The organism is Chryseobacterium limigenitum (assembly GCF_900114875.1).
Taxonomy (GTDB): domain Bacteria; phylum Bacteroidota; class Bacteroidia; order Flavobacteriales; family Weeksellaceae; genus Chryseobacterium; species Chryseobacterium limigenitum.
Genome location: NZ_FPKW01000017.1, coordinates 68917 through 80759, shown reverse-complemented (window position 1 = coordinate 80759; position 11843 = coordinate 68917). Strand labels below are relative to the sequence as shown.

Genomic DNA, 11843 nt, shown 5'->3' with positions numbered 1-11843 from the left:
GTTTTTTTATGTATATTTGCTTCCTATGGAAAATACACTTCACGAAAAAGTTTCTCAGGATATTTTGCTAAAGGCTTACAACCATATGATGCTTGCAAAAGCAATGGCCGACATTTACGAAGAAAACCGAAACATCTGTAAATATGTTCACAGTACGTCGAGAGGTCATGAGGCTATTCAGCTGGCAACGGCTTATCAGTTAAAAAAAGAAGACTGGGTTTCTCCTTATTACAGAGACGAAAGTATCCTTCTTGGGATTGGTTTTGAGCCATATCAATTGATGTTGCAGTTATTGGCAAAAGCTGACGACCCATTTTCTGGAGGTAGATCATATTATTCTCACCCTTCAAGCAGGGATGAAAATATGCCGAAGATCATTCATCAAAGTTCTGCAACGGGAATGCAGACCATTCCGACAACCGGAGTTGCTCAGGGAATCAAATATATTCAGGACTTTGAATTACAGCAATTTGAAAACAATCCTGTTGTAGTTTGTAGCCTTGGAGATAATTCTGTAACCGAAGGTGAAGTAAGTGAAGCTTTACAGTTTGCAGCTTTACATCAGCTTCCTATTATTTTCCTGGTTCAGGATAATGAATGGGGAATTTCTGTAACTAAAGAAGAAGCAAGAACCTGTGATGCATATGATTTCGTAGCAGGATTTACTGGCTTAAGCAGAATGAGAGTTGACGGAACAGATTTCACTGAAAGTTTCGAAGTGATGAAAAAAGCCGTTGATTTTGTAAGAACAGAAAGAAAACCATTAGTTGTTTGTGCAAAAACAGTTTTGATTGGTCATCACACTTCAGGAGTAAGAAGAGAATTCTATAGAGACGAAGAAGATTTAACAAAGCACAGAGCAAAAGATCCGGGAGAGATTCTTAGAAATCAATTGCTAGAATCTGGTGCTGACGAAGAATTATTAAAACAAATTACAAAAAAGGCAAGATTAGAAGCAGAAGAGGCTTTCCAAAGAGCTCAAAATGCTGAAGATCCAAAGCCTGAAACGGTAATGCAACATATTTTCGCACCTACTCCAATTACGGAAGAAGTTGGGACTCGTGAACCTGCAGGTGGTGAAAAAATTGTAATGGTTGATGCTGCCATTCACGCGATCCAAGAGATTATGTGGAAGCATCCAGAAGCTTTATTGTACGGGCAGGATGTTGGTGAAAGAATCGGTGGAGTTTTCCGTGAAACGGTGACTTTAGGTAAGAAATTCGGAAGCAAAAGAGTTTTCAACACAGCAATTCAGGAAGCTTATATTATTGGCTCTACAACAGGAATGAGTGCGGTTGGTTTAAAGCCGATTGTTGAGGTTCAGTTTGCAGATTATATTTATCCGGGAATCAATCAGTTAATTACTGAAATTTCAAAATCAAACTATTTAAGCAACGGAAAATTTCCGGTAAGCAATATTATCAGAGTTCCGATTGGAGCTTACGGCGGTGGCGGACCATACCACAGTGGAAGCGTTGAGAGTATTCTAGCTAATATTAAAGGAATAAAAATCGCTTATCCAAGTAACGCTGCAGATTTTAAAGGATTATTAAAAGCAGCTTATTACGACCCTAATCCGGTTGTAATGCTAGAACATAAAGGATTATATTGGAGCAAAGTTCCGGGAACGGAAGATGCCAAAACAATCGAACCGGCAGAAGATTACATTCTACCTTTCGGAAAAGGAAAAATCATCATCGAAGCTGATAAAAATGAAGTTGAAAAAGGCAGATCTTTATTGGTTGTAACCTACGGAATGGGAGTTTATTGGGCAAAAGAAGCTGCTAAAAACTTCAATGGAAAAGTTGAAGTGATCGACTTAAGAACGTTAATTCCATTAGATGAAGAATTGGTTTTCGAAAGAGTAAAAGCTCACGGAAAATGTATCGTTTTAACGGAAGAACAGTTAAACAATTCGTTTGCAGAAGCCTTTGCACACCGTATTTCTAAGAACTGTTTCAAATATCTGGATGCTCCGGTAGAAACAATGGGATCTCTGGATACGCCAGCCGTTCCGATCAATTTAATATTGGAAAAAGAAATGCTTCCAAATGCGGAAAAATTAACCGCAAAAATCGAAGAAATGTTAAAAAACTAAGCATAACACCAGAACCTCTAAATTTTTAGAGGTTTTTTTATGCCTTATTTTAAAATCTGTAAAATTTAACCACAAAAGATACAAAAGCTATTCTTGAACTATTTAAAGATGAGCCATTTTGAAATAAAAGACCACAAAAGAATTAAAATCAAAGATTTTTTTAAACTTATGTGTTCTTGCTTAAGTTTAAATAATTACTCCCTTAATCTTTTGTAATTTTTGTGGTTAAAATAATAAGTTTAATTAAAAAACTTGTCTTAGATTTAAATTGGTATTTATTTTGTTACCCTTATTTCTTTCACATTAAAAATCAGCACAGATGATTACTACCAAATATGTCAATTACAAACAGGTTTTAAATTTATCCGGTCATCATTTGATCTGGATCTCGGTCTGGTGTACATTGATCGCCGTTCTTTTCTATTTTTTCAACTGGCAATGGATGACTATCCCTTGGGTTCCGGTTGCGTTGATCGGTACTGCAGAGGCATTTTTGGTTGGTTTTAAAAATAATCAGGCCTACGACAGACTTTGGGAAGCCCGAAAAATCTGGGGCGGAATTGTCAACTCGAGCCGATCATTTGCCTCAATGATCTATGCATTTGACACCAAAAATGAAGAAATAGGCAGTTTTGATATGGAAGAAAGAAGAAAAAAAATTGTATATCGCCATATTGCGTGGCTTTACGCTTTCCGTGAGCAACTTTTGGTTCCTACGGAATGGGAACATATTAGCCATGAGGACGAAAGATTCAAAAATATTGATCATAAGCGTAACAGACTCATCAAAGCAGGCTTCCCCGATTATGGAAGAACTCCGATTTTCCTGCATAAATATCTTTCAGAAGAAGAATTTGAACTTCAGTCTGATTATAAGAATTTCGCGACTTTCTTGGTTTCAAAACAGGCAAAAGAGATTAATGATTTAAAAAATGATAAAGTTATTTCTGAATTTAACCAAGTTCAATTACAGAATTCTTTAAACGAGTTTTACAACTTTCAGGGACAGGCTGAAAGAATTAAAAAATTTCCGTCACCAAGACAGTTTGCAAGTACGGCATTCGTTTTTAATATTCTTTTTATCCTTTTGCTGCCGTTGGGTTTGGTGAATGAATTTGCCAAATTGGGGGATTGGGGAATCTGGACATCCATTCCTTTCTGCATCACCATCGGTTGGATCTATATTATCATGGAATTGGTAGGAGATTATTCCGAAAATCCGTTTGCAGGATTGATGTTTGATGTTCCGATGCTTTCTATTTGCAGAACCATTGAAATTGATCTTTTGCAAATGACCGGAGAAACAGATCTTCCTGAACCAATTTCATCTAAAAATGGAGTTTTGGTTTAAAATTTAAAGAACAATTGCCGTCGTATTTTTCACCTCAGAGATCATAAAAGAACTGTGAGTACTCGCAATATGCTGTAAAGTGGTTAATTTAGTCAACATAAAATTACGGTAATCTTCCATGTCCTTAACACCAATTTTAAGGATATAATCATAATCTCCGCTCACATGGAAACATTCCGTGACTTCCTGTAAATTCATCACCTCACGTTCAAACTGAAGGACGTATTCTTTCTTGTGCTGACTTAATTTTACATGACATAAAATAATAAAATTCCTATTGATTTTATGTCGGTCAAGAATCGCAACATATTTTGAAATTACGCCCGCATTTTCAAGCTTTTTGATTCGCTCATAAACGGCTGTTACCGACAAACCAAGCTTGTAGGAAAGCTCTTTGGTGGTTTGCTTAGCATCTTCCTGTAAGAAAAAAAGCAGTTTTTTATCAATTTCATCAAACGTCATAGATATATTTTTGGTAAAAGTTTATACTAATCAAATATAATAAACATTTTTTCGGTTTAAATTAAATTTAACAGTTTTATATTCTAATATTTCAAAATTCAGTTGTAATAATTCTGGAATTAATTCATTTTTAGTCCAACAAAATCGAAAACATCATGAAAGACTTTAACGCAGCAAATGAAATACAGGATTTACAATATTTTGGCGAATTTGGTGGAGTAAATCCATCAATTTCAGATAGTTCAACGTATACTTTTCTTTCTGCAAAGACCATGTTCGATACTTTTGAAGGAAATGCAGAAGGCTGTTATTTGTATTCAAGGCATTCATCACCAATGAATCTTTATTTGGCTCAAGCCTTAGCAAAACTTGAAAATACCGAAGCAGCTAACGTTACAGCTTCCGGAATGGGAGCCATTACTTCTGTTTTGATGCAGGTGTGTAAAAGTGGAGATCATATTATTTCGAGCAGAACAATTTACGGTGGAACGTACGCTTTCCTGAAAAATTTTCTACCTCCTTTTCACATTGAAACTACATTTTTAGATATTAATAATTTCGAAGCCATTGAAGCTTCCATTCAACCCAATACAAAAGTTATTTATTGTGAAAGTGTGAGCAATCCGCTTCTTGAAGTTGCTGATCTTAAAAGACTTTCCGAGATCTGTAAAAAACACAATTTAAAACTGATTGTTGATAATACCTTCTCCCCTCTTTCAATTTCACCAACATTGCTTGGTGCTGACATCGTTATTCACAGTTTGACAAAATTCATCAACGGAAGCAGTGATACTGTCGGCGGCGTTTATTGCGGAACTCAGGAGTTTATTAATGATACAAAAAATGTAAATAACGGAGCCTGTATGTTGCTGGGACCAACAATGGACAGCTTCAGATCTGCAAGTATTTTAAAGAATTTAAGAACGTTACATATCAGAATAAAACAGCACAGCTACAACGCAATGTATCTGGCTGAAAGATTTGAAAAAGACGGATTAAGAGTTGTTTATCCCGGTCTGAAATCTCACAGAAATCATGAATTAATGAAAAGCATGATGCATGAGGAGTACGGATTCGGCGGATTACTGACTTTAGATGCAGGAACTACAGACAAAGCCAACGAGCTGATGGAATTAATGCAGCAGGAGAACTTAGGTTATCTGGCAGTAAGTTTAGGCTTCTATAAAACTTTATTCTCATGCTCAGGAAGCTCAACTTCTTCCGAAATTCCGGAAGAGGAACGCGCTGAAATGGGAATATCCGACGGACTGATAAGATTCTCAATAGGATTGGATCACGACATCGAACGAACATACGAAAAGATGAGGGAATGCATGCATAAAGTAGGTATTCTCAACCATGAAAACATCTCTATATTCTAATTATTGTTGTAAAAGCTGTTGAAATTTTCGACAGCTTTTATTTTTTTAATTCGTTCAAAGATTATTTTTTATGAAAATGTTTCGGGAAAGCATCTTCAGGTTTCATTCTCATAACATTTAATAAAAACCATGACTTTAAAAACCCGTATCCGTAAGAAAACATCTGAATATAGGTTGAAATAACCGCCATTCCGGCAATACTTATATTTTTAGTCACAATCAAGGCATGAAAAAACACCAAAAAAGTGTAAAATCCATAAAAAGTAAGAACAACTCTTTCTTTTAAAAGAAAATATTCTATAAAACCGAAGATATAGCCTAATAAAAATAAGGTCGGAAAAGCAAAAGAAATCTTCACATAATTTGGATGCCTTTGATTAAGAATCGGCCTTGCACAGCCAAATTGATACACTTGTTTTGAGAATTTCCCAAAATCTACCCTACGCTTATGATACACTCCTATATTATCGAAAAAAGCCGTGGTAAAGCCTTTTTCCCAAAGCGTCATCGATAAATCAGGATCTTCACCGATTCGCATTTCAGAAAAACCGCCGACTTTTTCGAAAACTTCTTTTTTTACGCCCATGTTGAAACTTCGGGGTTGAAATTTTGAAACAGCCTTCTTATTTCCTCTAATTCCACCCGTTGTAAAAACAGAAGTCATAGAATACGAAATCGCCTTTTGCATCAGATTAAACCCTTTGTGAGCCTTATCAGCACCGCCAAAAGCATCACATGGAATTTCCACGATATCTTTTTTGATATTTTCAATATAATCTTTCTCTACGATCACGTCGCTGTCAACAAAAACAAGCCATTCGTTTTCAGCTCTTTTTGCGCCATAATTTCTCGATAAACCAGGCCCCGAATTATCTTTTCTGAAATATTTGATATCTAAAATTTCTTCAAAATTTTTGATTGTCGGTTTAAGGTCAATCAACGAACCATCATCAACGATAATGATCTCAAAATCTTTATCTGTTTGTTGGGTAAGAGAATTTAATAACTCAAAAAGTTCATCTTTCCGGTTAAAAATAGCAACGACGATGGAAATGGTAGGTTTCAAATTGAAAATTTTTCAAAATTAATTATTCATGAAGGAACTCGCAAACGGTTTTTAATAAATTATAGAACGGAAAATGAAGGAATATATTAAATAGAAAACCAGAATATCTCTATTCTGGTTCAGATTAATTTTGTAGTATTATTTAATTAACATCTTTCATTTCAAGTTTTGCAGACTTTAAAATAAGTTCTGTTGCTTCATAAAATTTTCCATGATATTCTTTTGAAATTTAAACTCATCGGTAAACCTTTATATCTTTTATAATTTTGCTCCCATAGAAATGTCTTTCTTCATTTGTAAAAATAAAATGATTTTTCTGTTCATAATATTCAACATCCGAATAAGGTATTGGCTCATTCCAAGTTATAATAAGAGAAACTATATGCTTATATATGAACGGTGACTTTTTATTAAAACTAAAAACACTTTCGCTAACCAGCTTTCTTATCCCGTGTTTTGGAATCTTCCAAATTGTTTTAGGTTCTATTTGGGTCATATTATTTAGCAAATAAGATAAAGATTTTCCGACGTACAATGTCTTATCTGTTTCAATTTTTTTCAAATAATTTAATGTATCAATAGGCTTTTTAATACATAATGTGATTCCCTTAAATAAATCATCTGTTTCCTGAGCTTTCGCAAAAAAGCTAAAAGCCAATAACAGCACCAATAACCATCTATTCATTTATCGATATACTTGTATTTTTTTCATAATTTGTATTTAGAAAAGCCCCTAAAAAAGAGGCTTTATCTTACTGTTTTACCAAAGTCATTTTCTGTGTTGGCAACAATGAGCCATAAGTAGAAAAATTAGGACATTTAGCAGGATCTAGCCAGCCATCTTTATCCTGATTATAAAACAAGGTCATTTCATTAGGATTAGCTACTTTTGTTTCTATAAAAACATCTCCCGATTCTAAACAATCATAATTGCCTACAAAGTGCATGTCATAGGTTCTACCTTGAAAATTGTATCCCCAAAAATGAGTTTCACTATCTGTTTTATTCATAGAATTATAGATAATATTACTATTACTATCCTTTACCAACATTCGGCCAATTATTTGATCCCAACTCATTTCATCCGTGGGTTTTTCTTTATAATTAACCTTCTTTTCCAATTTTATCTCATATTGTTTTCCTCCATAAGCTCCTTTCCAAGTTCCTACAAATTGGTTTAACCTGTTATTGGTATCTTTTACATAAGTAATATTCTGTAAATCAGGACAACCTTCTTGGTCTCGATTTGGTCGTTTTCGACATTCTTCAAATTGTTCAAGAGTTCCTATCACTTGTGCTTTGCAGGATAGTATTGTAAATAGTATTGATGTGATTAAAAGTATTTTTTTCATAATTTGCATTTAGAAAAGCCTCTAAAAAAGAGGCTTAATCTTACTGTTTTACCAAAGTCATTTTCTGTGTTGGCAGCAATGAGCCATAAGTAGAAAAATTAGGACATTTAGCAGGATCTAGCCAGCCATCTTTATCCTGATTATAAAACAAGGTCATTTCATTAGGGTTAGCAATTTTTGTTTCTATAAAAACATCTCCCGATTCTAAACAATCATAGTTGCCTACAAAGTGCATATCATAGGTTCTACCTTGAAAATTGTTTCCCCAAAAGCTAATATTATTATCGGATTCAGATGAATTATTATATAATGTATTGCCATTATTATCTTTTATGAGAATTCTTCCGATAAGTTTATCCCATTTAACATTATAATTTCCAAACTGTAACTTTTTCTCAAGTTTAATTTCATAATTTTTTCCATTATAAGAACCTTTCCAAGTTCCTACAAATTGATTTAATCTGTTATTAGTATCTTTTACATACGTAATATTTTGTAAATCTGGACATCCAAGTTCATCTCGATTTGGTCTTCTTGAACATTCTTCAAATTGTTCAAGAGTTCCTATGACCTGTGCTTTGCAGGACAATATGGCAAATAGTATTGATGTGATTAAAAGTATTTTTTTCATAATTTGTATTTAGAAAAGCCCCTAAAAAGAGGCTTTATCTTACTGTTTTACCAAAGTCATTTTCTCTGTTGGAAGCAATGAACCATAAGTAGCAAAGTTAGGGCATTTAGCAGGATCTAGCCAGCCATCTTTATCCTGATTATAAAACAAGGTCATTTCATTAGGGTTAGCAACTTTTGTTTCTATAAAAACATCTCCTGATTCTAAACAATCATAGTTGCCAACAAAGTGCATATCATAGGTTCTACCTTGAAAATTATATCCTGAAAAAAAAGTTTGATTATCAGGCTTATTCATAGAATTATAAATAACATTTCCTGAAGCATCTTTTACAAGTATTCTCCCAATAATTCTATCAAATGATCTCTCATCATCTGGATATTTTTTATAATTAATCTTCTTATCTAATTTAATTTCATATTGTTTTCCATTATAATTTCCTTTCCAAGTTCCAACAAACTGGTTGAGCCTGTTATTAGTATCTTTCACGTAAGTTATATTTTCCAAGTCAGGACAACCTTCTTGGTCTTTATTTGGTCGTTTTGAACATTCTTCAAACTGTTCTAAAGTTCCTACCACCTGTCCTTTGCATGAAATAATCGTTAATAAAAACGTAAATATAAATAATCTGTTTCTCATTTTGTTAAGTTTTAAATTATTGTGGACAATCATTGGATTGTACTTTATTATTTGAATTTAATGTTTTTTTCTGCACAGTACCATTACTTTTTATTTTGTACAACTCTACACCCTGTACATTCATTTTATCTTTTAAAAAGGTAAGGAATAATCTTTCAACAGTCCAATCATCATGTAATTTCCTATAATCTAAATAATCAGTTCTCCATTGTTCAGTACCAAATCCTGTTTGAATACCTGATGCTGTTCCTGTAAATTTAATGGTATAAATTCCGGAGCTAGAAACCATTGTGCCATACAGTTCACTATAATTGCCGTCAGTTTGCAATTGTGCCATTAGCATTAAAGTATTCACATCAGCAGGGGAGAGCATTCGTATTGGCTGTTTCATAATAGGGCTTCCGTTTGGATCATAATCTCCAGTTTCATAATCATTCTGATGAGAGTGGATGTATCCTTTGGTATCAGCATCGTATGTTACACTTAGTGCATTATGATCTGGTCCTGCATTTGGCGATACCGGCAATGTTGTAAAAGTACCATCCTTTTTTTCTGTAAATCCTGTTTCATTCTTAGCTGTAAAAACAGAGTTCTTATTCAATGCTTCTATTTTAGCTTTAAAATTAGGATTTGCATTCTGAGTCTTCAATTTCGCACAAGGATTTTGATTTTGCTGGGGATTGGTATTGCCACCGGATCCGCCACCATAAGGAAGCCCGTCGTCTCCACTATTATCTCCTCCCATATCATTATCTTCAAAACTGTCTTCACTGATGCATTTTACTACCATTTGAGGATAACAGTCCTGCGTGCCATCATTATTCGGAAAGCAAAACAGGTAGGTTCTTGAGGTGCAGACGATCTTGGCATTCTCTGCGATATCTTTTACGGGGGTCAGTTTTTTGTTTTCCGAAGAAATAAGATGAGAGAAGAAAGATTTTGCCTTTTCATCCTTAGAAAATTTGAAGTAAACCATGTCTTCTATTCTCTTCACTGTAACTACTCCTGTTACTGTATTTTCTCCAAAGACAGGAACCATAAGGTAAGATTCATCAAAGTCTCCGAATGTCATGGCATATTCCCATTGGGGCAAACCTCCGTGATTGGTTTTGAAGTTTTCAAGGCTTGCATTTTTCAGAAATATTTCTTTTACATTGGTAATAAAGATCATATCCTCTTTCCAGAGAGATTTAGATTGAATTTCCTGCTTTTCCTTTTCTGAGGAAGAATAGAGGTCTTCATTCATACAGGAGTACAGAAAAATACTGGTGACTGCTAACAGGAGCAACCTGATAATAGATTTGTTTTTCATTCAGTTGAGTTTTAATTGTTAAATATAATTATTTTTATCACATCAAAGTGACGTGAGACAAATCTAAAATAATAAACTAAGGAATTGTAAACAAAATTATTCGAATAAATTCGAATAATTTTTATTCTATATTTGTAAAAAAAATTCATCATGATAAAAGAAAAACTGATAAGAGCCAGAAAAGACAAGAAATTTTCTCAGCTGGATATTGCAGAACACCTTAATATAAGCCAGACACAATACCTCCGTAAAGAAAAAGGTGAAATAGAAATTAAAGATGACGAATGGGAACGTATTGCAAAGTTATTAGATATTGAAGTTGATGAGATTAAAGAAGAAGATTCCTCAAGAATTAATCAATTTTTTGATGTATCAGGTGAATATAAAAATAGTTATATAGGTAGTAATAATAACTATTGTAATATACCCGAATTTCTCTTAGAAAGCCAAAGAGAATATATGGAAATATTGAAACAAGAAATACAGCAATTAAAAGAAAAAGTTTCTCAATTAGAGAATCAAAATAAATAATCAGAAGCCATTGCAATGATAAAAACAGCATCTTTCTAAAGAAAGATGCTGTTTTTATGTAGACAGATCGTTTTGCTAATAGTACAGATGACTTTCTTACATGTACAGATAACTTTGCATATCGTACACATCATTTTGCTAGACGTACACATGACATTGTGACAGCTACACATCATTTTCCGATAAGTGCAGACGCTTTTGCGGTATGTACAGATCATTTTATTTTATGTACAGATAGTATTCCGAGACATACAGATGATTTTGCGACATATACACATGACATTGTGACAGGTACAGATCGCTTTGTCATACATACAGACGACTTTCCGAAGCAGACAGATCATTTTCTGATACAGCCAGATGGTTTTCCTAATCATACAGACGATTTTGCGAAGCTGTAAGATCATTTTACTCTAAAAAATGACCAATAAAAAAAAATAGAAACCCGAAATGGATTTCTATTTTTTTTAAAGCCGTATGAAGATTTAAATAAATTTAATTTCAAATTTATGATCATTATGTTCTTAGGATATATCATCATATTTTTACTCAGCAGAATCGAGGACTGGAAATAATTACAAAAACAATCCTGATCTTAGATAAAGGAATAAAACAGAAACCGTCCATAATAAAATCAACGAAGTACAGAAAAACAACATGGAAAAGAAGCTTTTAAAGTAGAAAAATTCTAAAAGATATAAAGCAAAACAGCAACTAAATGTAAAAACAATACCAATCAAAATGGCAATACATACCGTTTGAAATGGACTCTGAACCAATAAAGGATCTTTAAAAACGATAAATAATAAAACACAACTTATCAAAGTAAAAATGGCACTGAACCATTCCATTAAATATTTGGATTTTTTGCGTTTTGCTGTTTTTTTCGTCTCCCAACTCGGTGCTGATGAGCTACCCAAAAGATCTAAAGCATCAAGCACAATACCTACAATATCAAAAATATTCCTAGACATAGATTTGTTTTACATTTTAAACAAAAATAGAATTTTCAAAAATGA

General features: G+C 33.5%; 13 protein-coding genes. 5 read left to right on the top strand and 8 right to left on the bottom strand.

Features of this window, described 5'->3' with window-relative positions; translation table 11 throughout:
* The first annotated feature begins 25 nt into the window (after positions 1 to 25).
* Both BT156_RS17200 and BT156_RS17195 read left to right on the top strand, forming a co-directional pair.
* Positions 26 to 2098, top strand: coding sequence for an alpha-ketoacid dehydrogenase subunit alpha/beta (locus BT156_RS17200; protein ID WP_072411952.1), 2073 nt, complete (start codon positions 26 to 28; stop codon positions 2096 to 2098).
* 319 nt (positions 2099 to 2417) lie between these two features.
* Positions 2418 to 3449, top strand: coding sequence for a bestrophin family protein (locus BT156_RS17195; RefSeq protein WP_072411951.1), 1032 nt, complete (start codon positions 2418 to 2420; stop codon positions 3447 to 3449).
* A 3-nt stretch (positions 3450 to 3452) separates the two neighbouring features.
* On the opposite strand, the gene BT156_RS17190 is transcribed toward BT156_RS17195, so the two are convergent.
* On the bottom strand, positions 3453 to 3911 hold the full coding sequence (locus BT156_RS17190) for an Lrp/AsnC family transcriptional regulator (RefSeq protein ID WP_072411950.1): 459 nt from the start codon (positions 3909 to 3911) through the stop codon (positions 3453 to 3455).
* A 155-nt stretch (positions 3912 to 4066) separates the two neighbouring features.
* Between BT156_RS17190 and BT156_RS17185 the strand changes: the two genes are divergently transcribed.
* Positions 4067 to 5293 carry an aminotransferase class I/II-fold pyridoxal phosphate-dependent enzyme gene (locus BT156_RS17185; RefSeq protein ID WP_072411949.1) on the top strand — a complete coding sequence of 409 codons (1227 nt, stop codon included), beginning with the start codon at positions 4067 to 4069 and terminating at the stop codon, positions 5291 to 5293.
* A gap of 61 nt (positions 5294 to 5354) precedes the next feature.
* On the opposite strand, the gene BT156_RS17180 is transcribed toward BT156_RS17185, so the two are convergent.
* The 6 genes from BT156_RS17180 to BT156_RS17155 all read right to left on the bottom strand — a co-directional run bounded on the left by BT156_RS17180 (position 5355) and on the right by BT156_RS17155 (position 10293).
* Positions 5355 to 6359: a glycosyltransferase family 2 protein gene (locus tag BT156_RS17180; RefSeq protein WP_072411948.1), complete on the bottom strand. Its 1005-nt coding sequence runs from the start codon at positions 6357 to 6359 to the stop codon at positions 5355 to 5357.
* Between the two features lie 235 nt (positions 6360 to 6594).
* A complete protein-coding gene (locus BT156_RS17175) occupies positions 6595 to 7044 on the bottom strand; it encodes a hypothetical protein (protein ID WP_072411947.1) in 450 nt (149 codons plus the stop codon).
* 67 nt (positions 7045 to 7111) lie between these two features.
* Complete coding sequence (locus BT156_RS17170; RefSeq protein WP_072411982.1) at positions 7112 to 7711, bottom strand: DUF6705 family protein; 600 nt, start codon at positions 7709 to 7711, stop codon at positions 7112 to 7114.
* A gap of 40 nt (positions 7712 to 7751) precedes the next feature.
* Entirely contained in the window at positions 7752 to 8342 is a 591-nt protein-coding gene (locus BT156_RS17165; protein WP_072411945.1) for a DUF6705 family protein, read from the bottom strand.
* Positions 8343 to 8381: 39 nt separating this feature from the next.
* Entirely contained in the window at positions 8382 to 8981 is a 600-nt protein-coding gene (locus BT156_RS17160) for a DUF6705 family protein (protein WP_072411980.1), read from the bottom strand.
* Positions 8982 to 8997: 16 nt separating this feature from the next.
* Entirely contained in the window at positions 8998 to 10293 is a 1296-nt protein-coding gene (locus BT156_RS17155) for a hypothetical protein (RefSeq protein ID WP_139255510.1), read from the bottom strand.
* 150 nt (positions 10294 to 10443) lie between these two features.
* On the opposite strand from BT156_RS17155, the gene BT156_RS17150 reads away from it, so the two are divergent.
* Both BT156_RS17150 and BT156_RS17145 read left to right on the top strand, forming a co-directional pair.
* Positions 10444 to 10824, top strand: a complete 381-nt coding sequence (locus BT156_RS17150; RefSeq protein WP_083582379.1) for a helix-turn-helix transcriptional regulator — start codon at positions 10444 to 10446, stop codon at positions 10822 to 10824.
* A gap of 158 nt (positions 10825 to 10982) precedes the next feature.
* Positions 10983 to 11225, top strand: a complete 243-nt coding sequence (locus tag BT156_RS17145; RefSeq protein ID WP_072411941.1) for a hypothetical protein — start codon at positions 10983 to 10985, stop codon at positions 11223 to 11225.
* Between the two features lie 174 nt (positions 11226 to 11399).
* Here the strand turns inward: BT156_RS17145 and BT156_RS17140 are convergent, their stop codons facing one another.
* A complete protein-coding gene (locus BT156_RS17140; RefSeq protein WP_072411939.1) occupies positions 11400 to 11798 on the bottom strand; it encodes a hypothetical protein in 399 nt (132 codons plus the stop codon).
* Positions 11799 to 11843 lie beyond the last annotated feature (45 nt).

Bases quoted from the DNA above. Each gene is read 5' to 3' on its own strand.
- BT156_RS17200 (WP_072411952.1), top strand. From the start codon at position 26: ATGGAAAATACACTTCACGAAAAAGTTTCTCAGGATATTTTGCTAAAG.
- BT156_RS17195 (WP_072411951.1), top strand. From the start codon at position 2,418: ATGATTACTACCAAATATGTCAATTACAAACAGGTTTTAAATTTATCC.
- BT156_RS17190 (WP_072411950.1), bottom strand. From the start codon at position 3,911: ATGACGTTTGATGAAATTGATAAAAAACTGCTTTTTTTCTTACAGGAA.
- BT156_RS17185 (WP_072411949.1), top strand. From the start codon at position 4,067: ATGAAAGACTTTAACGCAGCAAATGAAATACAGGATTTACAATATTTT.
- BT156_RS17175 (WP_072411947.1), bottom strand. From the start codon at position 7,044: ATGAATAGATGGTTATTGGTGCTGTTATTGGCTTTTAGCTTTTTTGCG.
- BT156_RS17170 (WP_072411982.1), bottom strand. From the start codon at position 7,711: ATGAAAAAAATACTTTTAATCACATCAATACTATTTACAATACTATCC.
- BT156_RS17165 (WP_072411945.1), bottom strand. From the start codon at position 8,342: ATGAAAAAAATACTTTTAATCACATCAATACTATTTGCCATATTGTCC.
- BT156_RS17160 (WP_072411980.1), bottom strand. From the start codon at position 8,981: ATGAGAAACAGATTATTTATATTTACGTTTTTATTAACGATTATTTCA.
- BT156_RS17155 (WP_139255510.1), bottom strand. From the start codon at position 10,293: ATGAAAAACAAATCTATTATCAGGTTGCTCCTGTTAGCAGTCACCAGT.
- BT156_RS17150 (WP_083582379.1), top strand. From the start codon at position 10,444: ATGATAAAAGAAAAACTGATAAGAGCCAGAAAAGACAAGAAATTTTCT.
- BT156_RS17140 (WP_072411939.1), bottom strand. From the start codon at position 11,798: ATGTCTAGGAATATTTTTGATATTGTAGGTATTGTGCTTGATGCTTTA.